Genomic DNA, 25155 nt, shown 5'->3' with positions numbered 1-25155 from the left:
GGACACGGACCCGTGACTGCACCTACAGCTTCATCAACTGCCTCTCCAATCGGTCAGTCCACTCAAATTCGTGCGGCTTCGTGTCGCACGGTCGCCTTCCCAGTGTCCCGGGACTGCCCGGTCCTCGGCCTCGGCCGGTCGTTGGCTGATCATCACCTCAGGGGTGACGTGCCCGCTCGCCCGCCGTCGGGCTCGGGCACGGGGAACCCGCAGCGCACGCCCGGTACGCAGACAGCCGACCAGCTCACGCTTGAGGGCTCCGCGTCCTTGGATGTAAAGCGCCTGGTAGATCGCCTCGTGCGAGATGCGCATGGAGTCATCATCGGGGAAGTCGGCCCTGAGCCGGCCCGCGATCTGCTCCGGACTCCAGGCAGTCGCCCACCGCCGATCCTGACGGCGGGGCTTGTTCCGTCCCGTCCACCGTGGCGTCTTCGGCCCGGTGACCGGCCCTCCGTCCGGACGCCGGACGTCCCCGGCGAGCCGGTCCTGCACATACTCACGCAGCCGTTCATCGGCCACCAGCTTTGGCATCTTCGGACGTCGCGCCGCCAGTTCCGCTTTCCACTGCGCGATCGAGGCCCGGTAGTCGAGCTGCCCGCCGCGGGTGGCCGCGTTGCGCCGCAGCTCCCGCGAGATGGTGGACGGATCCCTGCCCAGGCGGCGTGCGATCTCGCGCACTCCCACGGCCTGGGCGTTGAGCAGCGCGATTTCTTCTCGTTCCGTGAAGGACAGGTACCTGTCCGAGGGCGAGGTGAGCTGGATCGACGGCATGCCGCCACGCTCACGGAACCATCGGGACCCCACCACCGGGGATACGCCGCACGTGACCGCTGCCGCCTCGCTGGTCATCCCCTCGGCGATCTCCACCCAGAAAGCCCGCTCCACCTCCCGACGGATCGGGGGCCGCCCCGGCGACCGCATCGCCGAACGCCCCGTCAGCCGTGCGGCCCATCCCGCTGGCCGGCCCATCCAACACCTCCAGGGTCGAGGTGTTGCGACGACCAGTTGAATCCACCCTGCACATCCATCAAGCTCACAACTCGGCTGATGCGAGCGGGAGTCGAGGCGTCCATGGGTTCCGTCGGGGACTCGTACGACAACGCCCTCGCGGAGAACCTCTGGATGCTCATCAAAACCGAATGCATCCGCGGCCGCACCTTCACCACGAGGGCCGAGGCCAACCTCGCGCTCTTCGAATACATCGACGGTTTCTATAACCCCCGCCGCATCCAGGAACGGCTCGGCTTCCTCAGCCCGATCGAGTTCGAGGAGAAGCACTCCGCCGAGCAGGCGACGGCCGAACCAACGAATCTGAACACCCATCAATCCCTGCTGACCAGCTGATCAGCACCTCCCGCATGACGGGGGAACCTCAGTCGGGTCACCAGCCACCGGCAGCCTCGCGCAGGCCGCCACCGTGCGCTGTGACTCCGTCAAGGGGATCACGACCAAGGCAGGCGGATGCGTTCACCCGGCGTATGTTCCTGCCTTCGCGATGTCCCGCACCGACAAGAACGTCAAGGAAGCGGCGCAGAATGTCTGGGACGCGCAGCGCAAGCTGAAGGGGCATCCGGGGCTGCCCGGCGTGGGCAAGCCCCTGCACCGGACCACTGACAAGAAGCTCATTGACAAGAACCGCGGGAAGGCCTGCCCGAGTAAGCTGCACCGCCCGCCGGGCAAGAGCTGCGACGAGTACCCCTTCGCGTCGACCAAGGAAGGCGGAGCAACCGGTGTCTTCAGCCGCCGGATGATCAACGAGAAGCAGAACAGTACCGCCGGCGGATCCAAGTACCTGCTCAAGGCGTACAAGGACAATAGGATCCTGAACGGCGACGCCTTCTGGGTTGCCATCTCCTGACGCCGAGGAGGCTCCCGGTATGCCGGAACAACGCGGGACCACCCGTGTGTGGGTGTATGCCCGTCAGTTCTACATCGTCGATCCTGACCTCGGTACCGACCAGGCACCGGACATCGCGAACGTCGGCAACGGGCTGATCGCCGTCGAGGAGGACGGTGCCAGCATCCTGACCGGACTGACCGTCGGACCGGTCGAGGTCACCGCCACCACACACGCATCCGAGCCACCGCTTCACGAGGGTGACTGGGACGAGGCGGTGGAGACGTCGTTCATCTCCACAAACGGCTCGGCTCTCGTCACCTCCTGGGAGGACGGCGAAGCCGAAGACCTGCCCGACCTCGCCCCCCACGGGCCGGGAACCTACCGCGTGCGTGTCCACGCCCGCGGCCGCGACGAGGGGCGCGCCAAGGATAGTCTCGGCCCGGACGAAGAACCGGTCGAGGTGTACCTGCTTCAGGTGTGGCCCGCTCCCGCGGCCGGAGAACGAATCATCCGCCAGACCGACCAGGTCGGCGACGAATGGCGCCAGCTATAGGCGAACAACGGGTCCGCCGCCGCAAATCGGCGGACCCGTCGCTGAAAGGCCAAGGCCAGAGATACCGCAGGTTCCACGCTATGCCGGGAGATGTAGCAGGAGGCCACGGCTGAGCTCCCATCCCGGCCGGGCTGACGTCGATGCCGGGGAACCGTGATTCACCGGTTCGGGTATTCGCCCACCGGGTCCGGCCGGGCTGGGGCAAGGTCGTGGGTAAGTCGGCCGGGTCCATGAACGGGGCGGCGCCGCCCCGGCTGGCCTTTGACGTGTCATCGGCCTTCTGGCCGGTGGGGGAGGGGCGGAGTATGTGTGAGACCGAGGAGTTCGGCGGCGAGCATGAGGGCCGGCCCGGGGTTCTGCTGGCCGATGGCACGGAGCCGGGCCCGGTGTACTTCGATGCCGGGAGCGGGCCAACGGTGCACCGGAGCATTGACTGGTGGGTCTACGACGGCACGCTCGGCGCCCCGCTCGCCACCGAGCTCCGCGGCGCGTGCTCGTGCGGCTGGCGCGGCAGCACCCGCTACCCCCTCGACTGGGAGACCGTCGACCGCACGCCAGCGCCCCTACCTGGCCGACACCAGCGGACCGGAAGGCGACTGGGACACCCACATCACCGAGGTGACAGCCCGCACCGTACCCGTGCCCGCGGACCTCACCGCCCTCCTCGACCAGGCCGAAGAACGCCTCACTGCTTTGGTCGCCGACGAACCACTGGCCGCACTCCGCGCCGTCGCCGCCCTGCAGCGCCTCACCGACCGTGTGGCAACTGACGCCGCGTTCAGCGTCGACACCGCGGACGGGCCGCAGTGGGACACCGTCGCCCAGGCGCTCGGGATCAGCGAACAGGCCGCCCGCTCCCGCCTGACTCACTACGCCCTCCGGCGCTGACCTGGAGATCGGGCCGTCCCGATCTCCGACACCCCACGAAAAACCCGCCGAAGCTCGACAGGGAACAGCGTGATTGACACGCCAGTCAGCACCTGGACCGGGAAGAGATCAGCCCGCCCATCCGATGTCACGGACCTCGATCGCTCCGTCCTGCGGCATGTACTGGATCCAGCAGCGCCGCCCGAACGCCTCTCGGATCTCCTCCATGGAGCCAGGGTCGCGCACGTCGGGCCAGGCCCGTGGGTCCATCCGCGCGACCTCCACGAGCGCCATCACCTCCTGGCGGGCCCGGTCGTCTGGCAACTGCGCCATGGTCTCGACCGCGAGTTCCTCCACCACCACGCCGTACCGCATCCCGCCCACCCCTGTGTGATCGACTCGGGCAGCAGCGTACGAAGGAACTGCCGATTACGTTCCGGCCTGTGGATAACCCGGACCGGGAGTGATCCGGAGGCCAGACGAGGGGTACATGCCGCACGCCCCGGCCAATGAGGTCAGGCCACGGCCCGCCTCGCGCACCGGCGCGCTCTCCGACATGTGCAAGCACGGCCTCGCCGAGAACGGCGGCTCCACGACGACGAGGGAGTCCCTACAGAACCTTGGGCCCGTAAGTGGTGCCATCGGGATTCCGTCCGAAGGCAGCTGCAAGAACGGCATGTACATCCGTCCCGGGGACGACAGCACGCACGTGCGCTAGGACTTGCGGAAAGTCCTCATCATCGACAGCGTCCTGGTACTTCTGGCGCAGCCGGTGGATGACCTCGACCAGCTCGGGTCGCAGCTGCATCCAGGCGCGAGACGTGCGGATCTCCTCCTCGACCCGGTCCATGAACCAGCGCATGACCTCATACGGAATATCCAGGTGCCGTCCGTGGGGATCGAAACAGACCGTCGGCTCCCGCGCCGGGTCCTCGTCGGGAACGACCGCGGTCACCAAGGTCCGTTGATTCCGGACGAGGTCCAGCTCCAGGTACCAGGCGTCGTCGGGCACGGAGTACATCGCGGTGATCGCGTAGTCGCTGTTCGGGTGTGCGACCATCGTCCTCAGCCATTCCTGTCGATCTTCGGCGATGTGGCGCACACCTCGGCGTCCGGCTCAGTCGCAACCCGGCCATGGCAAGGAAATCGGCGAGGTCGATCCAGCCGCCGTTGGTTCCGTCGACCCAGCAGGTCCCGCTTCGACCAGCACCCCGGCCCGCTCCGGTGCGAGCGGCCGGCGGCCCGCCCGGCATGCCCAGCGAACGCTGCGGACAGTGTGCCGGAAGGGCAGTCGCAGCAGCACCAGGGCCAGCGCGAGTCCCAGCCGGTGCGCTTTGGTGGCCGGCTACGGCCCCCTCGCCGGCACGTCCGCGCCCAGCGCTCCGGTGGTTCGGCTCCCACTCCCGACCAGTGCTGGGCCTCAGGCCCGGCGGGCCGGGCGTTGCTGTACACCGTCGTCGACCACTTCACCGGCCGCCTCGGCCACAGCCCGCTGCCGCACTTCGATGTCACCCTTCTCATCACCTTCATCCGGGCACACGCCAGGAACGGCCGGGACAAGATCCTTGGCGTCCTGCATGTGCACGGCCTCATAGCCGCCCTCAAAGCAGGCCGCGGGGCGGCCTGCTTGTGCTGACCACCTTGCAGGCGGCCGCGTGAAGGTGCTCCTCGGAGCACTGCTGACACCAGCGCAGATCCGCGTCCTGCTACGTGGCCCGGCCTTGGGGGACGGACGTGGTTCCTGTCGGAGCGGTGGGCCGATGACTGCTCTCGCCACGTTTGTTCATGACACAGCGCTATGTGGCCTGCCGGACTCAGTGGGATCGGCGTCTGCCGATCATCTGTTCCTGGCCTTGTGGTTGTCCGTGAGGCGGTGCTCGCGCGTGCCGCCAGGTGAGGCTGGAGACGGGATGGGTCTGATTCGCATTGACGAACATGGGGAGGTGTCCCTGCTGGTGGTGGAGGCGTGTTGAGGGGCCAAGTCGCCCTGCTTGAGTGAGAGTTCCCCAGTTATATAGACCGTATGGTCTGTTTTTGTGCGCCCATAGCGACCGGGCTTCTTCGGGCGGACTCGGTCCCTTCGCTATCGCAACTCGCTCATCCTGTGACTCGGATCACTCTTGACCGGCCCTGGTCTTGACCAGATATTTGGCTGACTTTTGTGAAGGCTGTGTAGGTAATGGGGCGGGATTTGTGACTGGTGAGTTGTGGCGTCGAGCGCGTCACAGTGTGTGTGCGCTGGCCGTCGCGGCCATGGTGGCGGGTTCGATTCCTGCTCTGACCTTGGAGGCCGTGGCCGTGCCCGGATCCTCTGGTAAGGCTGTGGGGGAGTCGGTCTCGCCGGATTCGAGGGCTTCGGCCGCTGCGGCGGCGTCGGGTGAACGTGTAGAGGTTGTGGAGGAGCGCACCGATCGGGAGACGGTGTTCGCGAATCCTGACGGGGCGACGTTCACGCTGGAGAAGTCGATCGCGCCGGTGCGGGTCGCCGCCCAGGGCGGTGGCTGGGTGGACCCCGATGCGACTCTGGTGAAAAAATCCGACGGTTCGGTCGGTCCGAAGGCCGCAGCCGTGGACCTGTCGTTCTCGCCGGGCGGTGCCGGGGCGAAGCTGGTCACGATCGCTGAGGGCACGCAGTCGGTGTCGCTGGGTTGGCCTGGCACCCTGCCCGCTCCACGGCTTGACGGCGCACGTGCGGTCTACGAGAACGTGCTGCCCGATGTGGACCTGGTCCTCACCGCGACGGTCGAGGGCTTCCGTCAAGTTCTGGAGGTGAAGACCCCCGAGGCTGCGGCGAACCCTGCACTGGACCGCATCGAATACCAGCTCGGCGCCGAGAATTTGACGGTCCAGGCCGGCGCCGGAGGCGGAGTGGACGCCTTGGACGGCAATGGCCGTCCGGTGTTCCGTTCGCCTGCGGCACGGATGTGGAACTCCGCGGGAGACAACGCCGCCCCGATCGTTGCGCAGCGCTCGCTGTACCTTGCCGGACCCGCTCAGGCGGATGCGGGCGAGGTTGTACCTGCGGGCCCCGTGGAGGAGGGTGACCCGCTGGCCGGCCCGGGAGCAGGTGACGCGTCCTCTGTTCTCGGCCTGGCTGTTACCGACAAAACAGTGACGGTGAAGCCGGACCCTGAGCTCCTGGCAGCCACCGACGAGGCGGACTTCCCGCTGTACATCGACCCGTCGATCGAGCTCAACGAGTCGGAACGCACCGTGCTGTCCTCGGACGGCGATGTGTTCTGGAACTTCTCCGGCGGCGACAACGGTATGAGTGTCGGCAAGTGTGGATCCGCAGTGATCGGCGGTGTCTCGTACTACTGCGGCAACGGCTATGTGAACCGGATGTACTTCGAATTCGACCCGGGCAAGCTGAAGGGGAAGCACATTCTGGATGCCACGTTCCGTGTGACGGAGACGTGGTCGTTCTCCTGCGACGCGCGGTGGGTCGATCTGGAGCGCACGAACAACATCTCGCCGTCGTCGAAGTGGCCCGGCCCGACGAAACTGGACCAGATGGGCGACCGCAACGTGTCCGCGGGCCGTGGCAGTAACTGCGACCCTTCCCAGCCACGCGCTACGATCAAGTTCCACGACAACGTGGCAGAACCGGACGAGAATCTGACGCCGACCGTCCGGAACTTCGCCGACGGCAAGATCTCGCGCCTGACGCTGATGCTGATGGCTAAAGACGAGAAAGACACCGTCTCCTGGAAGCGGTTCGACGACGACGCGATCCTGAGCGTCGAGTACGTCGGCAAGCCCGCTAAGCCGAGCGCCATTGGCCTGGTCACGGGATCCAGCCAGACGTGCACGACCAACGAGTCTGCCCCGGCGATTGCCACCGACCCTACTCCCGCGCTGACCGCCACGACCCAGACGGAATCAGGCGGAGAACGAGGGGCCAGTCTGCGGATCGTTATGGCTCTGGACAAGAAGACCGGCACGACCTGGACCAAGGCAATGGGAGACATGCTGGTTCCGTCCAGCCCGGTCGGCGACAACTTCAAGGCCACCGACTCGCCCTCCACCGCGTTGGAAGAGAACACGCTGTACCGCTACCGGGCCTGGACCCGGTCGTACTACGGTTCCGAATGGCTGTCCGGCCCGTCGAACGCCTCCACAACCGGCTGGTGCTACTTCAAGGTCGACAGCAAGGCGCCCAAGCCCCCGACCATCGCGTTCAACAAGACCGCCCCGTACACCCTGTGCACGGCAAACGACTGTGTCCCGGGAGGCAAGCCCGGCCAGGCGGGATCCTTCACCCTTGGCCCGGCAGCAGGGGACGTCAATACCGCCTACCGCTACAAGCTGTCCACCGACACCGCGTGGTCGCCCTACGTGCCCGGGGCGACCGTGACGATCGCACCGGTGCCTCCGACCTCGGGCACGATGATCCTGCAGGTGGAAGCGAAGGACACCTACGGTCCAGGAGCCGCCAACTCCGTCGAGTTCGTGGTCAAGGAGGGTGACGGCCCGGTCGGACGATGGAACTTCCACGACACGGGCAACGAGGCGGTCGATTCCTCCACCACCGACCCCAAACTCCAGGACAACGCCATCCTGACCGGCGGCGCGACCCGAACCGGCCAAGGGCGCCGCGGCGAAATCACGATCACCCCGGCCACGGAAACCACCCCCGCGGAGAGGGTCGCGGACAGCGGACTCAGCCTCAACGGCACCACCAGCTACGCCGCGACCGCCGGCCCCGTCATCGACACCCGAGCCTCGTACACCGTGTCTGCGTGGGTCCGCCTGAACACAGACACACACAACGCCACCGTGATGGGTCAGAACGGCGTGAACCGCAGTCCGTTCCTGCTGGGCTACGAGCAGAGCACCAAGAAGTGGTCCTTCCGCGAGGCCGACAACGACGCGCCCGCCGGCGGAACTTGGTCCTACCAGCGGGTCACGTCCAAGAACCCGGCCGTTCCCAAGGTATGGACCCACCTGGCCGGTGTCTTCAACGCCACCGACAACACGATCAGCCTCTACGTGAACGGTGAGCCGCAGGGCACCACACAGTTCACGACGCCATGGGCGTCGACCGGCCCTCTGCAGATCGGCCGCGTTCACTGGTCGGGCACATACACGGACTACTTCCCAGGCGTCATCGATGAAGCAGCAGCGTGGCAGGAGGCACTGACCGAAATACAAGTGAAGCAGGAGAGCACGCTGCTCGACGCGTACGGAAAGCCTTCCGCGGAACTCGTCGCCTCATGGAACCCCGCTCAAGCCACGGGCACGTCGCTGACCAACAGCGCACCAGGTTACGACGGCACCCTATCTCTCTCCTCGGGCGCTTCGCTGGTCGACGATGAACTGGTACTGAACGGCACCTCGGGTGCCGGAACCACACCGGGCCCCGTGGTGGACGACTCGGGCTCGTTCACGGTGACGACACAGGCAGTCGTCGACGCCGCCAAGATCATGACGAAGCCAGACAAGTACAAGGCCCAGATCCTTGGCCAGCGTACGGCCACTGGATCTTCCTGGAGCCTGTGGTTCGAAAAGACCGGCACCCGGCAGGAGCCCGAGCTCGACGAGAACGACGAACCGGTCCTCGACGAGAACGGCAATCCCGTGACAAAGACGGTTCCGGTCGGCCGGTGGAACTTCGGCCGTCTGACCGCCGACGGCACAGGAGCATCGGTCGTCAGTAAGGAAGAAGCCGTCCTCGACTCCGAGGTCCGCCTCACCGGTGTCTACAACGCCCAGGACAGGACTATCCAGCTCTACCTCACCTCGGATCCCCAGGGAGACGACGCCATGGCCTACACCGCACAGGTCGGCAACGGTGAGTTCTCCGCCGGCAAGGGATACCTCGGGGCTTGGGGTAACTACCTGCCCGGACGGATCGGAGACATTCGTCTCTGGGCGGGAGCAATGAGCGACGGCACACAGGTCTACGACGTCGTCGGAACCTGACACCGACCGGCAGCCCTGTCAGGTCGCGTTGGGGCCGACCATCACGGCCGGCCCCCGCGGTCCCACCATCCCGCTCCGCCCCAGCGCCGCCTTTCGCCTACCGGTGGCCGGCCCCTTTCCCGGAGAGAAGACGTGTTCGTTTCCAGACCCTTCCCCGCGTTCCTGAAGCGCGGCGCAAGACGCCAACCTGCAACCGGTGCCCGGAAGATCCGCATCCCCTTGGTCGGAGCACTGGTTCTCGCACTGTCCATCCCAGCGGGTCTCACTCCCCTTGCTGTTGCGGCGGATCCGCTGGGACGTCCGGACGTTCCAACGCCCAGGGTGAGCAAGGTCAAGACGGTCTCCGCGCTCGGAGCGAAAGAGGCCCGAGAGCGGGTGGCGAAGAACAGAGCCACCAACAGCAAGCAGGCCGCTCAGGCACGCAGTGAGCGGGCCGCCCACTGGCCGAAGGCTTCACACAGCACACAGAAGATATCCGGCAAGCGCGGGACAGCCACCGTCTCCGTCACCGCACCTCGTCCCAAGAAGGTCTCAGCACGCAACGGGAAACCGGCCGCTGCTGCCGCCGGCATTGCCACGGTGAGTGTGCTCGACCAGAAGGCAGCACGCGGGGCGGGTATCACCGGCGTCGTGTTCACCGCCGCAGCTGAATCCCCTGGTACTGCCGGAATCACCGTCGACTACTCCACCTTTGCCGATGCGATCGGCGGCCACTGGGGTTCCCGCCTCGGCCTGGTCACCCTGCCTGCCTGCGCGCTCACCAGCCCGCAGAAGGCCAAGTGCCGTACGCAGACGCTCGTCCAGTCCCGAAACGACGCCACGCAGCAGACCGTCTCCGCACAGGTCGCCGTGCCGCAGGCGACAGCGGCCAAGGGCGGACCGTCAGCAGCGGGTGTCTTCGCCGTGACGGCGGTTGCCGCTGCTCCGGCATCCGGGTCAGGTGACTACAAGGCGACCCCGCTGACCGCCTCCTCCAGCTGGGAAGCGGGCGGTTCGTCCGGGGCGTTCACCTGGTCCTACCCGTTCAGCGTGCCGCCTGCAGCAGCGGGCCCCGCCCCCTCGCTCTCGCTGTCCTACGACTCTGGCAGCACCGACGGGCGGACCGCGAACACCAACAACCAGGGCTCCATGCTCGGTGAAGGGTTCGATCTCACCTCCTCCTACGTCGAGCGCAAGTACGGCTCGTGTGAGGATGATGTCCAGCCCGACAAGTTCGACCAGTGCTGGAAGTACGAGAACGCCTCCCTCGTCCTCAACGGCAAGGCCACCGAACTCGTCAAGGACGACGCCAAGGGCATCTGGCACCTGAAGAACGACGACGCCTCCCAAGTCACCCACGAGACCGGCGCCGACAACGGCGACGACGGCGACGACATCGTCAATGGCAAGGGAGACGGCAAGGGCGAGTACTGGAAGGTCGTCACCGGTGACGGCACCACCTACACCTTCGGCCTGAACAAACTTGACGGCGCCGGCACCGAGCGCACCAACTCGGTCTGGACCGCCCCCGTCTTCGGCGACGACTCCGGAGAACCCGGATACTCCTCCGACACCAGCTTCTCCGGCCGCGCCAAGACACAGGCATGGCGCTGGAACCTCGACCTCGTCACCGACATCCACGGCAACGCCTCCACCTACTGGTACAAGGCGGAGACGAACCACTACGCCAAGAACGGCGACAAGACCAAGCTCGCCGCCTACACCCGCGGCGGATACCTCGAAGAGATCAAGTACGGCCAGCGCTCCGACACACTGTTCACCGGCAAGCCCTCCGGCACTGTGAAATTCACCTACAAGGAACGCTGTACCGCCGCGGACTGCTCGTCTCTGACCGAGGGCACCGCGAAAAACTGGCCCGATGTCCCCTTCGACGCCATCTGCACAGCCGACGAGACCGACTGCCTGCCCACCGGACCTGCCTTCTTCACCCGCAAAATGCTCACCGGCATCGACACGAGCGTCTGGTCCACGGCCGCCGAGCCCGACGCGTACAAGCCGGTCGACAGCTACAGCCTGACCTACCAGTTCCTGGACGGCGCGGACATCGGCAACCCGTCCGACAAGACCCTGACCCTCAAGACGCTCCAGCGCACCGGGAAGAACGGCGGAAGCATCACCGTGCCGCCGGTGGAGTTCGACTACCACATGCGGCCCAACCGCGTGGAGTCCGACAGCGACAAAATCGTTCCGCTGACCCGCCCCCGCATCAACACCATCACCACCGAAACCGGCGCCATCACCACGGTCACCCTCTCCGAACCGGAGTGCGTCCGCGGCAGCAAGATGCCCAAGGCCGAGGACGACAACAGCCTGTCCTGCTACCCCGTGTACTGGCCCGCCAACGGCGGCGACCCGCAACTGGACTGGTTCCACAAATACAACGTCATCTCCGTCTCCACCTCGGATCCGGCCGGCCAGAACGAGGCCGTGGAGAATTCCTACACCTACGAGAGCCCCGGCTGGCACTACAACAACGACCCCTTCACGCCCGAAGACGAACGTACCTGGTCCAGCTGGCGCGGCTACCAGAAAGTCACCACCTACACCGGCGACACCAGGCACCCGCAGTCCAAGACCGTCCGCCTGTACATGCAGGGCATGCACAGCGACAAACGCATGGACGGCACCACCCGTTCCACCGCCGTCCCCGGCATCGACGTGGCAGGCCTGGATGTTTCGGACGCCACCGACTACGACCAGTACGCGGGATCCCTGCGTGAGGAACTCACCTACAACGGCGCCCAGCCGGTGACCGTCGCCGTCAACAACTTCTGGAACCAACTGACAGCCAGCCAGCAGCGGTCCTACGCCAACACCAAGGCGTACTTCGTGCGCACCGCCCGTACCTACGCCTACACCTACCTGCCCATCAGCAACACTTGGCGCCGCAGCTACACCGCGCACACCTACGACCCCACCTACGGCATGGTCACCCAGACCGAAGCCATCGGCGACCAGGCCAAAGCCGGGGACGAAACCTGCACCCGCGTCTGGTACGCCCGCAATCCCGACAAGGGACTCACCGGTCTCGTCTCCCGGACACGTGTCGTCGGGTCCGCTTGCCTGGACTCCGCCGGTGCGACGATCACTGACGACAAGCTGAATCTGCCAGCAAACGTTAAAACGCGTGGCGACGTGCTCTCCGACACCGCTGCCGTCTACGACGCCGCCGCCGCCACCGGCTGGTCCGCCTCGCAGACACCGACCCGCGGCCTCGCGACCTGGACCGGCAGAGCCAAGGCATACCCGACCGCGATCGGCACGAATGACCGCACCCCTGCCCTCAACGGCGGCTGGCAGACGGTCACCAAGACCACGTACGACACCCTCGGACGCCCGCTCAGCGTCACGGACGCCAAGGGCAACGCCACCACCACGACGTACTACCCCGCCGCCACCGGCCCGCTCACCTCCACCGTTGTCGCCGCCCCCAAGCTCGCCTCCAACGGGCAGAGCCACAAGATGTACACCTACGTCGACCCGGCACGCGGATCGGTCACCAGCACCCTCGACGCCAACGTCAAGAAGACCGAGAGCAGCTACGACGCGCTCGGCCGGATCACCGACACCTGGGCACCCAACCGCACCAAGGGCACCGACACCCCGACGGTGAAGTACGCCTACAACTTCGCCCGCGGCAGCCAGCCCTGGACCTCGGTCGCCACCATCAAGGCCGACGGCAAGAGCTACCAGACCACCTACGCCGTCACCGACGCACTCCTGCGCCCCCTCCAGACCCAGACCGCATCGCCCCTCGGCGGCCGCATCCTGACCGACACCCGCTACGACTCACGGGGCCTCGCCTACGAGACGTACGCCGACATCTACGACAACCTCAACGCTCCGGACGGCAAGTACGCCCGCGCCTCCTACGCCCACGCCCCGGCCCTGACCCGGACCACGTATGACGAGGCAGCACGGCCCACAACGAGCACGTTCACCGTATTCGGTGAGGACCGGTGGTCGACCACGACCAGCTACACCGGTGACTCGACCGCCACCACCGCCGTCAAGGGCGGCAATGCCACCCGCACCATCACCGACGCCCTGGGCCGCACCGCCGAGACCCGCACCTACGCCGGCACCGAGCCGAACGACACCGCGTACGGCGCTACGACCGGCACCGCCTACACGCGGGTGAAGTACGACTACACCCGCGACGGCAAGCAGTCACAGATCACCGGCATCGACGACGCCAAGTGGACCTACACCTACGACCTTTTCGGCCGCCAGACCGGCACGACCGACCCGGACAAGGGCACGTCCACCACCGATTACACCGACCTCGACCAGATCGACTACACAAAGGACTCACGCGACGCCGTCCTCCTGTACGGGTACGACGAGCTCGGCCGCAAGACCGACCTGTGGCAGACCTCGAAGACCGACGCCAACAAACTCGCCCACTGGAGCTACGACAGCCTCCTGAAGGGCAAGCCCGACGCCTCCACCCGCTACGTCGGCGGCACCACCGGCAAGGCCTACACCAAGCAGATCACGGCCTATGACACCCTCGGCCGAGCCACCAGCACCGACGTTGTACTGCCGGCCGACGACTCCCTGGTCAGCGGCAAGGTGGTGCCGCCCACGATTACCTTCGGCACGGACTACCGACTCGACGGCAATATCAACAACACAAAAGAGCCAGGCATCGCCGGACTCCCCACGGAGATCGTCGAACCCAAGTACAACGCCGTCGGCCTGACCACAGAACTCTCCGGGACCAACACCTACCTCCTCGGCGTCACCTACTCCGCCCTCGGCCAGGCCGAACAGCTCACCCTTGGCGCCGGCGCCAAGAACACCTACATCACCAACAAGTACGAGGCAGGCACCGGCCGCCTCACCCGCAGCCATGTCACGGACCAGACCCACCCGTACATGCTGCAAGACCTCAACTTCACCCAGGACGATGCCGGCAACGTCCAGTCCATCTTCGATCCCACCACCCTCGGCGGCACCACCAAGGCCGACAACCAGTGCTTCACCTACGACGCCAACCGGCGCCTGACCGAAGCCTGGACCCCCAAAACCGCCGACTGCGCAACCGGTGGCCGCACCACTGCCAACCTCGACGGCGCCGCCCCGTACTGGACCAGCTACACCTATAACAACGCTGGCCAGCGCGACACCGAGACAACCCATGCGGCCACGGGCGACTCCACCACCACGTACGGATACAAGACTCCGACCGGCCAGCCCCACCCGCTCGTCAAGACCACGGGCGCCAAGGCCGCCACGTACGCCTACGACAAGGCAGGCAACACCACAGGACGCCCCGGCACCCAAGCCACCCAGACCCTGGACTGGAACACCGAAGGCGAACTCGCCTCCACCACCGAACCAGCAGCCGGCACCAAGCCCGCCCTGGGCGCCACCTACCTCTACGACGCCGACGGCGAACTCCTCATCCGCCGCGCAACCGGCGACGGCGACACCGTCCTCTACCTCGGTGCCACCGAAGTACGCCTCACCACCAAGGGCGCGACCAAAACGGTCTCCGGCACCCGCTACTACAGCGCAGCAGGCCAAACCATCGCGGTCCGCACCGCAACAGCCGGCACCGCGGGCAGCAAGCTCAGCTTCCTCGCCGCCGACCACCACGGCACCAGCAGCATCGCCACCGACGCCACCACCCAGGACGTCACCAAGCGCTACACCACCCCCTTCGGGGCCACCCGCGGAACGAAGCCCACGACCTGGCCCGACGACAAGGCATTCCTGGGTAAACCCGCCGACACCACCACCGGGCTCACCCACATCGGGGCTCGCGAATACGACCCGGCCACTGGCCAATTCATCAGCGTCGACCCCGTACTGGCTCTCGATCAGCACCAATCCCTGAACGGCTACGCGTACGCCAACAACACCCCTGTGACTTCCGCGGACCCCACTGGAATGTGGATCGATGACGGCACAGGCCATAGCGAGCCGCGGCGCGACAAGGGCCCTGCATCGGCACCGAGTCCCACCCCGGGGAAGTCGGGAGGCACTCATAGCGGTGGCGGCGGAGGCGGCGGTGACAAATCAAAGGGGACCGCGAGCACTAGTGGATCGAGTCCGACGCCAGCGCCCAGGCCTGGGGTAGCACCCGAGCCGGGACCCTATGGCGGTGTCTACATGGAGGCGGAGTCGGGGCAGCTTCTGCAGGAGGCTGCACTCGCTGCCTGTGGTTGGATCCCCGTCCTCGGCCTTGGGTGCGACGCTTACGACATTGGCCGATCCGTCGATGCGGGAGATGAACTCGGTGCTGGGTTGGGGATTGTTGGGCTTCTTCCGTTTGGTGATTTCGGAAAGCTCGGGAAGCAGTTCGAACGACTGCAGGATGCCTGGAATCTGGCCCGTCACATAAGAGGGATTGACCCTAAAAAGGTCGTCGATTCCCTAGCGGCTACTGGGCGCTTTAAGAAGTCGGCAAACCTGGCAGCCGCCACCGTTGACGTTGAAGGTGTAAACCCGATGATTCTAGCCGCGATGAGTGGTAACGAAAGAAGGGCAGGAATGGTGCCCGCGCCCGGAGATGTTCATAATGGATACCCGCAGCGGTATGTTCCGACTGGCAGGGCTTCCGATTCTGAACAGAAGATATTCAATTATCTGGCCAATGAGTTGGGCCCACCGAGTGAGTCTGTCGGCGGAACCATTCGCTTGCACACGCAGCGGGATATGTGTGATTCATGTAATGGTGTCATGAAATCATTTCAGGCAGACTATCCAGGCATTCGGATTGTGATGACTGAGGGGTGATATTGCGTGGCCCGCAGTATTTTCTGCGGGCCATCGTGATTATTCATGGTTATAGGTGCGGTGACACGCGATCCTCTCTCATTGTCGGGTATTTCGTACTCCGCTCGAGCGCGCAAATCGCACCTGTGACTAATTATTCTCTTTTTATCCATGCTTCGAACAGGTCGAACGCAAGCCAATGCCCTGATACGAAGGCTAGGTGGTGGGCGGATAGCCCTTTCCCTCCATGTGAGGGTCGCATTGGATCGGCGCCCTTGGACAGAAGGAGGGCCGTTGCGTCTACGTGTAGCGGCTCACCAGTCTGAATATGTCCATCGATCTCACCATCCACGGCGGAGTGGAGGAGCGTGAACCCATTCCATTCTTGGTGGACATCGGCCCCGGAGTCGAGAAGGTTCCTTAGCCCTTCGAGGTCATCCTGCTCAAGTGCAAGTCTTTCTGGTGTCATGTCCATGCTTTCACCTCGTGCTAATTTCTGTTTGAAGCTCTGATCCTAGCCTCAATGCAGGCGGGGTGGCGCGTCAGTGCAGGTCAGGCGGGGTGCCCTTATGCTCTTCGTCAACCCTGCGCGGCCGTTTTTGAGGTGCTTCGTCCGTGCGGGGTTCATGCGGCCAGCTCGACAGTTTTGGGCTGGCGGGGCTTGGTGACTTTCGTAGCGGAGTCAGCTGCGTAATTCCATGCAGGGGTGATGGAGGGTGCGTGTGATCGTCTGTGTGGCCGTGAGGGTGGTGCGGATGTCGATGTGGCCGAAGGGGTTGCAGGAGGTCCCGGTGCAGTCCGCGGTGGTGGCCCGGGCAGCGAACGCTGGCGGCCACGCCGATGCGGGTATGGCCGAGGAGTTCCTTGATCACGGCGAGGTCGACGCCTTCACGAGGCGAACATCCAACTTCTGGCCGAACCGTTAGCCTCAATACCAGTGACTTAAAATCCAAAACGCCCGGCGTAGCCTCTGCCGGCATCAAGGCCACCGTCAACGTGGTCAGCGCGCTGAGCGGGCGGTGCCGGCCGCCATCGAGAAGGTTGGCTGGACCCTCCACGCCGCGCACCGCCCACTGATCGCCCGCCTCGCCGCCCTCTGCCACCACCCACCCCTGGGTGGGTGGTGCGTGTCCTGTGACATCGAAGTTTGGCCGACAGCGGTGGGTGGCCCTTCCCCGGGGTGCCCGCACGGACGAGTACGGCAGCAGTGTGGGCTTCCCCGGACCGCGCGCACCCCGGAGAGGGCGGCGCCGAGGGGCGGTTGAACCCCGTGGCCGGGCTCCCCGAACCCCTTCCGCGGTTACTGCCGTCCCGGGCGCAGGACGTCGGCGTAGACCCGGGCGCGGACGCCTGGTTCGCCGGGGTCCCGGCGAACTGGAGCGATGCCCGAGGTCGCCCAGCGCTCTTCCAGCCCGGCCATGACCGTGCGGACGGTGTCCTCGTCCCCGCCGGTGATGTCCAGCACCACAAGTCCGGTTTTCGCGATGTGCTGTTCGTCGATCGGTTCCATGACCACCGTGACGGTGGCGGAGCCGGGATGGTTCGCCAGCAGGTGCGGTTCCACTCGCATGGGTGTAATCGCACCCGGCCGTGGGCGTCGCCTGACTGGACGTTCTCGTGCTGCCGAGTACAGGTTTCGAACCTGCGGGCGGTTGGCTTCCTTCGTACGGGCGGTCGGCCGAATGTATGTGACTGTGTGCCAGGGCGGAGGGGTAGCAGTTGATGGCGTTGTCGGCGCTTTCAGGAGGTTTCTGTGGCCGTTCGTCGTCTTGTCGCTGCTGCGTTGGTGCTCGCGGCGGCCGGTGCGGGATGTTCAAGTAGCCCGTCGAGCAGTGACGCGAAGCCGTCGAGCGTGTCCTCGGAGCGGGTCCGGGCTTCTGACCCGGCCGGGGAGGAGGGCGTGCTGGAGATGATCGCGGTGGGGGCGGGGCCGCAGAAGACGTACACGGTGCAGCCGCAGCCGGCGCCGGGCTCGTGCCACTACAGGTACATGGCGGACAAGCAGCCGCTGCCGGATCCCAAGTGCACGCCCGGTGCCCGGAATCCGGCGGTCACCCAGGCGACACTGCAGCAGACGGTGTGCAGGCCGGGAGGCTACACGTCCACGATCCGCCCGCCTGTCTCGGTCACCGGGCAGGAGAAAGCGGCGAACGCCAGGTCCTACGGCTATACCGGGCCGCTGTCCGACGCGGAGTACGACCACTTCCTGTCGCTGTCCTTCGGCGGGGACCCCAACGACCCACGGAACCTGTGGGTTGAGCCCCCCTCCCCGGGGCACAAGCCCGGCACGGGAACGGCCAACCCGAAAGACACGGTCGAGTCCAGGATCCACACGGCGCTCTGCTCGGGGAAAGTGACGCTCGACGCCGCACAGAACGCCGTCGCGAACGACTGGACCACCGCACTGAAGAACCTCCACCTCACCTGAAACGCCCCCGCCTGCCCGCTCCGCAGTGACCCGTTCGGCTCAGCTTCGTTGGTGTTGTTGTCGTCCGGGCCTGGGCTGGGTCGTGACTTCGACCGAGCGGGCCGCGCATCCGCGGTTCAAGCGGCTGATCACCGCGCACGAGCTGCGTCTGTTCTTCCCGCCGACCCGCGATGAGCTGGAGTGGGCGGCCGACGCCACGGACCGAGATGAGCATCTGCCGGCCCTGCTGCTCAAGCAACCGCCCTGCGCAGCGCTCGCGTAGACGCCGTGCCCGGTGACGGCCCGTCCTGCACGAACTGGAAGGACAGCGGAATGAAACCACTACACATCGCACGATGTCTGGGAATCGGCGCTGCGGCACTCGTCCTGGCCCTCAGCGTGACCTCCCCGGCGGGCGCTACGCCGACGCTCTCCACCCCGCAGGCGACCGCCCCCTGTGGAAACCACACCCACCAGATCCTGGACCAGCAGTACCGGTACTGGCGCAACTGCATCACGACCAGCGAAAAGATCAACATCGACAAAATCTTCTGGCCCGACGAAAAGATCTGTGTGAAGGCTGGCTCCGACACCGGGCTCGGTTGGACGACTGATGTCCGTGGAGCCTCCCGGGTCGGCGACTGCTGAGGCCGCGTCGGTTACATGGATTCACGAGCAGGGCCGGACAGGAATCCCCCTGTCCGACCCTGCCGTTCATACCCGACCAAAAGGGGCGAAAATCCTGTTGCTGGGTACGCCCGCGCGGTCGCCGCCGATATCCGCCGCCACGCCGCCGCCCTGCCCACAGGCGACGGTCGCGGCGCTCTTGCCGAAGTTGTCCTCCGCGAAGCCGACAACTGCCTGGACGCACCGGTCCGGGGACCGCCCGCTGTGCCCAGGACCGTGCCCGCCTCGTACGGGCGCCCTACACGCGCCTGGACCGGCTGGAGGCCGCGCTTCCCGGAGAAAGCTGCGCCGAGCGGCGGCTGAATCTGCGGCTGGGTTTCCCGGGCCCGAGCCTTCTTTGCGACTACTGCTGTCCCGGGCGCAGGATGTCGGCGTACACCCGGGCCCGGACGCCTGGTGCGCCGGGCTCCCGTCGTACCGGGCTGATGCCCGAGGTCGCCCAGTGTTCCTCCAGTGCGGTCATGACCGCACGGACGGTGTCCTCTTCCCCACCGGTGATGTCCAGTACCACCAGGCCGGGTTTCGAGATGTGCTGTGTGTCGATGGGCTTCACGAGTACTGCGACGGTTCCGCCGGCGTCGCGGTTCGCCGACGGGCCCGGTTCCACTCGCACGAGTGGAACCGGGCCCGTCGGCTGCGGGTGTCGCCTGGTTGGACGTTCTCGTGCTGTCAGGAACAGGGCGGGGTAGCGCCCGGGAGACGCTCCGCGGGCGGGTATCCGGGAAGCCACGCCCTCCTTGGGCCGACCTTCTACCGTGCCCCATGACTCTTTTGTTAGACATCGACTATGACCGCCCTGCTCCTGTACGGCGAGGACCATCTCCAGCGGGTGCTCCGGACCGGCCGGGCCGAGAACCTCGGGGCGATCGAGCAGTTGCCCCGGGCACGCGCTGCGTGCTCGTCGTGGGCGGGGTGCTGGTCCACCCGCCCAGGCCAGCCGAATGAGTCGGAGGCGGGACCGGTCCCCTGCGACGCATAGCGCGCCCGAGGACCGGTCTCGCCGACGTCACGCCGTACCCGACTCCGGGTCGAGGGCGGCACCTGGTGCGCTCACCAGTCGTCGGGTGCGCTGCCCGCCCACGCGATCGGCGGCCGTGCTCGGGCTGGTGCGATGCCCGGGGAGCGGAAGTCAACGGCGACACCGGAAGTCTCTGCTCGGCAGGAGCGACTTGTACGGGTGGAAGGTCGTCGACACCTTCCGGCCCGGCTTCACCACTTCTGCGACGGCGCCTGCGTAGCCGGTTTTGTACCACAGGCACCATGTCTCGCTGGTCCGGTTCCAGACAGACCAGCCGCCCCGCCTGAGGCCCTGCTCGGCCACGTTCCGGCTGCCCTTGGTGTAGGACGCCATCGGCCCTTCGTACTGCCCTCGTCCCCACAGGCAGAAGTGCTCCACGTAGCAGGGTTCGGCCGCCTTCGACTTGGGTGCTGCCACGGCTGACGGAGAGGCGGCCAACACGAGTGCGGCCGCGGCGAGGGTAGCTTTGCGGAGAAGAGACGGCACGGACACGAAGCCTCCAGGGGCCAGTTGGCGATGTCAGCTCCGATGATCCCGGGCGGCCGCAGGTACGCCTATCGCCTTCAGGATGAAAGAGGTGCGCCCCGTGTTGACTTTCCGTAGGTCGACGTGCGTCTGGGCGATGCCCGGTCAGCTGCACAGGTCCACCAGCACACTACGCTCGGCGGCGGTGCGACGGTCCGCACGCATGACTACCTGTCATGCAGGCGCTGCGAGCTGGAATCATGAGAGTTCATCAGCCCCGACCAGCTGGCGACCTCCGTGTCCGTGCGTCGACTTCGGCGAGCCCTCTTCGGCGCTCCCGCTCCGCTGGTGCTGTACTGGCATCCCTTCGAGCCAGGGTTTCAATCCCGCCCAATCGTCGGGGCCCAGGGGCTGAGTGTTATCAGTCCATGACGGAAGACAGCCGTCTCACGAGAAGTGACGAGATCAAGTCTCCGCGCGCGAAATCCACGTCGATCCTTCTTTCCCCGCAGCACTGTCTGCTGCCCTGGGATTCTGGGCATTCACCGGCCCTGCTTCGTTCAGTCGCCGGGTGTGTCTTCTCAGATGTCCACCGGGACGGTGCTGTCGCGGGGTTCCGCGCCGACGATCAGCTCCCCGTGTCCCGTGCCGGCGGCCAGTGATGCCCTCCAGATACGTTCATTCCATTGCGGGGGCCAGCTGGTCGTTGTGTCCCACCGGATGCCTTCTAGATCGACTCCGTCCAGGTCAACCGATTGAAGGTCGGCCCCCCGGAAGTCGGTGCTCGCTTCTTCTACGGCTGTCACTGCCGTAGACAGTGCCAGCGCCTCCCGGTAGGCCAGGTCGAGGTCGTCGGCCAGGTCCTGCGAAACCTCGAGCGCGCCGAGCCATGACATGTCCGTCCAGCGGAAATGAAGAAGCAGCTCGTTGTCGAGCAACTGCTTGGAGCGGCGGGCCTCTGCCACGAGCCGCCACGTGCACGTTGCCAGGAAGTCCTCCACTTCTTCCATGTAGTCGAACCCGCCCAGAGCAGGTTGGGGAGCCTGTGCCGGCTGCGGAAGGGCAAGCACGTGGCCCATGCCGCTGCTTACCCGCAGGAGCTGGTCCCGAGCGGTGTCCGGAAGTATTTCTTCCTCCAGATCGGCGATGAGTTGCTGCACGGTGTCCACCGCATCCCGGATGACCCGAACGGCATCCAGGGGCCAGTACCGCCGCGCACAGTTCAAGGCCTGCTCGCGGTACTTGAGCCGCACGAACGCAGGGCGCCGCATCAAGAGTCCCTCGGAAGACCTCTCCCGGTCAGCTACGGCACGCTCGCGAGGCGCTCTGCGTCCCGTACGGGCCAGACGCCCCACAACCGCATCCCCAGTCTGGCGATGGGCCGCAGCGAGCAGCCGCCCCAGCGTCTGATCAGGGTCCCGCAGTTCCGGCGGCCCGCCGTCGCTCATCAGGCCGTCGTAGACGGCGATCCCCAGCTGCTCGTGTGCTCGTGCCAGCAAAGTCTCAAGCTGTTCGGATGCCCGGTCGCGGTTCATCGCTCCTCCTCTGCACTCTCGTAGCCCAGTCCTTCGAGTCCCAGCCGGGCTTTGAGAGTCGCCCGCGCCCGGGAGAGGTTCTGCCGGGCGGCCTCGGGCGAGATACCCATCGCATCGGCGCTCTCCTGTGTGGTGAATCCGTCCAGAGTCCAGGCCAGCGCCGCACGTTGCTTGGACGGCAACAACAGCAGCATCTCGATCACACGCCGTTCTTCCACGCCGAGTTCCACAGCATGCGCGGGCGAATCCCAATGTGCAGTCGGCCGGTCCGGAACCTCCTCGCAAGGCTCTTCCCGAACCTGCTGACGTAACCAGGAGCGCCAGGCCACCGTGCGCAGCCACGCCTTGGGGTAGCGAATGCTCGTCCCCGGCCGGCACATCTGCGTGAAGGCATCCTGCGCGGCGTCCTGTGCCTCGCTCCAGGACGCCCCGTGCAGCAGCAGGAAGCGCACAAGGCCCGGAAACTCGGCATGGTGAAGATCCTCGGCAAGATCTCTCCCCTGCAGGTCTACTGGGGCGAACCGGTCAAGCGGATCACTCACCCGAAGTTCAGCCTCGGCCGCGTCCTCCATGACGGCTCACCCCGACCTCCGCCAGGCAGCCGGAGCCACAGCCTGTCGAGGGTGAAGACAGGCTGTTCTGAGCGTGCTCGGCGAGCAGCCTGGACACATGAAGCCCTACTTCATGCTTCAGCCGCTTTCGAGCGAACCGCAGGGTACTGCTCACAGCCCCCGGAAACACGATCGCTACGCTCGTGATCAACACCGGATCCACCCTTGCGCTCCCGCCTCTTCGAGCATTGGTAGCGCCCGGACGGGCGCCACGCTAACTAGTGCTGTCGGCAGACCGGACTGTGACATCCCGGGCTGAGAATTCTCAGCCCGGGCCCGGCCAGCGCCCGAGCACTGGCCGGGCCCAGGCAGGAAAGGGACACCACGTCGCAGAGTCCTCGGTCAGGCTGTGCAGGTAACCGGTCCTGGAAGGAGTAGAGCCAAGTCCGTCCGTCTGCCGGTCGAGCGGAAGACTGTGGGAATCACTCTGCACCAGCGTCTTCAGCCTGGCCGGTGCGTGAGGTCATACGGTCAGACTCAAGGCCTGAGTAGTTGCCGGTGAGGTGGTTGTGCCGGGCGAGCTCCCAGTGCAGGTCTTCGGGGAGAGCGCCGTGCGCCCAGGAGCGCAGGAAGCGCGTGGCGACAAGTATGTCGAGCAAGGGGATGAGCTCTTGAGGCGGGAGGCCGCACGTGCGTGCGAGGACTTCCTGCTCAGCAGCTGCTGGCGCGCCCGTTTCGTCTGGGAGGGGCGCGGCCAGTGCCAGTGCCAGTGCCAGCAGACGCGGCGATGTGCCGAGTTGGCGAATCTCGCCCATCTGGCAGGCGCGCAGAATCCAGTTGGCCGTCCGGGCGCGGTCTGCGCGAGCCGGCGCCTGCATCCGCACAGCGGTGAGCTCCACGGAGAAGCCTGCGTGCTGCGATCGGTCGAGTGGGGGAGCGCAGCCAGCCGGCGGCTTCCAGTTCGGTGAACGCAGATGGCTCCGAGGGAAGCCGCATACCGCGGATCAAGCCGGCGGGGATGTTCACCTCCCCGGCGACGGTGGAACGCAGGGGGCACTGGAGGGCCAGCAGGCGAGCAGCTGCACTGGTCCGGGCGGGAAGAGCAGTGGCCAGATAGCTGAGCATCTCCCGCACGCGCACCTGCTTCGAGGGTCCGTGTGGCGTCCTCCTGCACGGCCTTTGCCGGATTCGTTTCACCGACTCTGCCGGAGAGGCCGTGGCGAGGACAGTGTCGGGCACGACCGCGGCGTGGACAGTCGCTGCTGCGCAGGCGGCGCAGGTGTCGGCGAGCCGCCAGAGCCGGCCGCCCCCGTGCTCGGCGGACCGGCTGTTCTGTCACGTCTATGGGCGGGCGAAGTCCGCCTCGCAGTTCATCCCGGGCTGGCCGTACTCCTTCGTCGCCGCCCTGGAGCCCGGTGCCACATCGTGGACCGGGATCCTGGACGTGGTCCGGCTCGGGCCCAAGGACGACGCGACCGCGGTCACTTGCCGCCCAGCTCAGGGCCGTGGTCGAGCGGCTTGTCGCGGCCGGCCAGTGGACGCCTGGGGACCCGAACATCACGATCGTCATGGACGCTGGCTACGACGTGACCCGTCTGGCCTGGGTGCTGCGGGACCTACCCGTCGAGCTGGTCGGGCGAATCCGCAGTGACCGGGTGATGCGTCTGCCGAAACCGCCGAGAATGCGTGGCATCAATGGCCGACCGCCCAAGCACGGACCGGAGTTCCGCTTCGCCAAACCCGAGACCTGGCCCGAATCGGCGATCACCACGGCCACCGACACGGTGAACTACGGCAAAGCCGAAGCCCAGGCGTGGGACCGGGTCCACCCGAGACTGACCCACCGCTCGGTCTGGCTGGAGCACGACGGTGAACTCCCCATCGTCGAAGGCGCCCTGGTCCGGTTGAAAGTCGAGCACCTCCCGAAACAACGAGACGCCCCGCCGCTGTGGTTGTGGTCCTCCAAGACCGACGCCGCCCCGGCGGACGTGGACCTGTGGTGGAATGTGTTCCTCAGGAGATTCGACCTGGAGCACACATTCCGTTTCGGAAAGCAGAAGCTCGGCTGGACCACGCCGAAAGTCCGTACTCCCGAAGCAGCGGACCGCTGGACCTGGCTCCTGGTCGTCGCCCACGCCCAGCTTCGCCTGGCCCGGCCACTGGCCACCGATCTCCGCCGGCCATGGGAGAAGCCGGCCAGGCCCGAACGCCTCACCCCGGCCCGGGTCCGCCGCAGGTTCAGGAACATCCGCGCGCACCTGCTCTGCCCGGCCCGTGTTCCTCAACGGACCGGAACCGGCCCTGGACAGCCCCTCGGCTCGAAGAACCGGCGGCCCGCCACCCGCTATGACGTCGGCAAAACCGTCAAACGCCCCGAGACCCTCAAGGCCATCGGCAGACCCGGTCGGTCCTGGTAGACAAAGAACTTCCCAATAGGGATGTCAAGCCGCCAGCGTGACTGATGGTGCGGGCTGGTAGCACGCTCCGTCGCGGAGCATGGCCCAGAGAACGTTGGCCCGACGGCGTGCGAGAGAGAGCACTGCTTGCTTGTGACCCTTCCCCTCGTCTCGCTTGCGTTGGT

The 25155-nt window shown here is 66.3% G+C and carries 20 protein-coding genes and 3 pseudogenes; 12 read left to right on the top strand and 11 right to left on the bottom strand.

Going from position 1 to position 25155, the window contains the following annotated elements; translation table 11 throughout:
* Positions 1-90: 90 nt before the first annotated feature.
* A pseudogene (locus ACZ68L_RS43520) lies at positions 91-969 on the bottom strand (transposase); the annotation flags it as partial.
* A gap of 78 nt (positions 970-1047) precedes the next feature.
* Between ACZ68L_RS43520 and ACZ68L_RS43515 the strand changes: the two are divergent.
* From ACZ68L_RS43515 to ACZ68L_RS43500, 4 genes are all read left to right on the top strand, one after another.
* Positions 1048-1344 (top strand): IS3 family transposase, encoded by a 297-nt coding sequence (locus ACZ68L_RS43515; protein WP_469589614.1) that lies wholly within the window; start codon positions 1048-1050, stop codon positions 1342-1344.
* A gap of 151 nt (positions 1345-1495) precedes the next feature.
* Positions 1496-1858: a NucA/NucB deoxyribonuclease domain-containing protein gene (locus ACZ68L_RS43510; RefSeq protein WP_469589611.1), complete on the top strand. Its 363-nt coding sequence runs from the start codon at positions 1496-1498 to the stop codon at positions 1856-1858.
* 19 nt (positions 1859-1877) lie between these two features.
* Complete coding sequence (locus tag ACZ68L_RS43505; protein ID WP_469589609.1) at positions 1878-2393, top strand: hypothetical protein; 516 nt, start codon at positions 1878-1880, stop codon at positions 2391-2393.
* Positions 2394-3011: 618 nt separating this feature from the next.
* Entirely contained in the window at positions 3012-3281 is a 270-nt protein-coding gene (locus ACZ68L_RS43500; protein WP_469589606.1) for a hypothetical protein, read from the top strand.
* Between the two features lie 108 nt (positions 3282-3389).
* On the opposite strand, the gene ACZ68L_RS43495 is transcribed toward ACZ68L_RS43500, so the two are convergent.
* Both ACZ68L_RS43495 and ACZ68L_RS43490 read right to left on the bottom strand, forming a co-directional pair.
* A complete protein-coding gene (locus tag ACZ68L_RS43495) occupies positions 3390-3635 on the bottom strand; it encodes a hypothetical protein (protein ID WP_469589603.1) in 246 nt (81 codons plus the stop codon).
* 235 nt (positions 3636-3870) lie between these two features.
* Complete coding sequence (locus ACZ68L_RS43490; RefSeq protein ID WP_469589619.1) at positions 3871-4320, bottom strand: hypothetical protein; 450 nt, start codon at positions 4318-4320, stop codon at positions 3871-3873.
* Between the two features lie 216 nt (positions 4321-4536).
* Here ACZ68L_RS43490 and ACZ68L_RS43485 point away from each other — a divergent pair, with 216 nt between their 5' ends.
* The 3 genes from ACZ68L_RS43485 to ACZ68L_RS43475 all read left to right on the top strand — a co-directional run bounded on the left by ACZ68L_RS43485 (position 4537) and on the right by ACZ68L_RS43475 (position 15932).
* The gene (locus ACZ68L_RS43485) at positions 4537-4896 is read left to right on the top strand and encodes a hypothetical protein (protein ID WP_469589601.1); all 360 of its coding nucleotides are present in this window, start codon (positions 4537-4539) and stop codon (positions 4894-4896) included.
* A 785-nt stretch (positions 4897-5681) separates the two neighbouring features.
* Positions 5682-9185 (top strand): laminin G domain-containing protein, encoded by a 3504-nt coding sequence (locus tag ACZ68L_RS43480; protein WP_469589598.1) that lies wholly within the window; start codon positions 5682-5684, stop codon positions 9183-9185.
* Between the two features lie 321 nt (positions 9186-9506).
* On the top strand, positions 9507-15932 hold the full coding sequence (locus ACZ68L_RS43475) for an RHS repeat-associated core domain-containing protein (RefSeq protein ID WP_469589595.1): 6426 nt from the start codon (positions 9507-9509) through the stop codon (positions 15930-15932).
* 133 nt (positions 15933-16065) lie between these two features.
* On the opposite strand, the gene ACZ68L_RS43470 is transcribed toward ACZ68L_RS43475, so the two are convergent.
* Complete coding sequence (locus ACZ68L_RS43470; protein ID WP_327276791.1) at positions 16066-16386, bottom strand: ankyrin repeat domain-containing protein; 321 nt, start codon at positions 16384-16386, stop codon at positions 16066-16068.
* A gap of 825 nt (positions 16387-17211) precedes the next feature.
* Positions 17212-17481 carry a DUF6207 family protein gene (locus tag ACZ68L_RS43465; protein WP_469589592.1) on the bottom strand — a complete coding sequence of 90 codons (270 nt, stop codon included), beginning with the start codon at positions 17479-17481 and terminating at the stop codon, positions 17212-17214.
* 339 nt (positions 17482-17820) lie between these two features.
* Here ACZ68L_RS43465 and ACZ68L_RS43460 point away from each other — a divergent pair, with 339 nt between their 5' ends.
* The 3 genes from ACZ68L_RS43460 to ACZ68L_RS43450 all read left to right on the top strand — a co-directional run bounded on the left by ACZ68L_RS43460 (position 17821) and on the right by ACZ68L_RS43450 (position 18966).
* Entirely contained in the window at positions 17821-18339 is a 519-nt protein-coding gene (locus ACZ68L_RS43460; RefSeq protein ID WP_469589616.1) for a hypothetical protein, read from the top strand.
* A gap of 82 nt (positions 18340-18421) precedes the next feature.
* The gene (locus ACZ68L_RS43455) at positions 18422-18601 is read left to right on the top strand and encodes a hypothetical protein (RefSeq protein WP_469589589.1); all 180 of its coding nucleotides are present in this window, start codon (positions 18422-18424) and stop codon (positions 18599-18601) included.
* A gap of 50 nt (positions 18602-18651) precedes the next feature.
* Positions 18652-18966, top strand: a complete 315-nt coding sequence (locus ACZ68L_RS43450) for a hypothetical protein (protein ID WP_469589586.1) — start codon at positions 18652-18654, stop codon at positions 18964-18966.
* Between the two features lie 382 nt (positions 18967-19348).
* Here the strand turns inward: ACZ68L_RS43450 and ACZ68L_RS43445 are convergent, their stop codons facing one another.
* Positions 19349-19558 (bottom strand): DUF6207 family protein, encoded by a 210-nt coding sequence (locus ACZ68L_RS43445; protein WP_469589584.1) that lies wholly within the window; start codon positions 19556-19558, stop codon positions 19349-19351.
* 234 nt (positions 19559-19792) lie between these two features.
* Between ACZ68L_RS43445 and ACZ68L_RS43440 the strand changes: the two genes are divergently transcribed.
* The gene (locus ACZ68L_RS43440) at positions 19793-19984 is read left to right on the top strand and encodes a hypothetical protein (RefSeq protein WP_469589582.1); all 192 of its coding nucleotides are present in this window, start codon (positions 19793-19795) and stop codon (positions 19982-19984) included.
* A gap of 150 nt (positions 19985-20134) precedes the next feature.
* Here the strand turns inward: ACZ68L_RS43440 and ACZ68L_RS43435 are convergent, their stop codons facing one another.
* From ACZ68L_RS43435 to ACZ68L_RS43420, 4 genes are all read right to left on the bottom strand, one after another.
* Entirely contained in the window at positions 20135-20440 is a 306-nt protein-coding gene (locus ACZ68L_RS43435) for a peptidase inhibitor family I36 protein (RefSeq protein ID WP_469589579.1), read from the bottom strand.
* 629 nt (positions 20441-21069) lie between these two features.
* Entirely contained in the window at positions 21070-22023 is a 954-nt protein-coding gene (locus ACZ68L_RS43430) for a hypothetical protein (protein WP_469589576.1), read from the bottom strand.
* Positions 22020-22595: an RNA polymerase sigma factor gene (locus tag ACZ68L_RS43425; protein WP_469589575.1), complete on the bottom strand. Its 576-nt coding sequence runs from the start codon at positions 22593-22595 to the stop codon at positions 22020-22022. Before ACZ68L_RS43425 ends, ACZ68L_RS43430 begins: the two co-directional genes overlap by 4 nt.
* 461 nt (positions 22596-23056) lie before the next feature.
* Positions 23057-23473, bottom strand: coding sequence for a hypothetical protein (locus ACZ68L_RS43420; protein ID WP_469589572.1), 417 nt, complete (start codon positions 23471-23473; stop codon positions 23057-23059).
* 410 nt (positions 23474-23883) lie between these two features.
* On the opposite strand from ACZ68L_RS43420, the pseudogene ACZ68L_RS43415 reads away from it, so the two are divergent.
* Positions 23884-24991 (top strand): annotated as a pseudogene (locus ACZ68L_RS43415) (transposase); the annotation flags it as partial.
* A gap of 24 nt (positions 24992-25015) precedes the next feature.
* Here ACZ68L_RS43415 and ACZ68L_RS43410 read toward each other — a convergent pair.
* Positions 25016-25155: pseudogene (locus ACZ68L_RS43410) on the bottom strand (IS110 family transposase); the annotation flags it as partial.

It is taken from the genome of Streptomyces sp. NPDC104309 (assembly GCF_055584025.1).
This window is presented reverse-complemented; position numbering and strand designations above follow the sequence as displayed.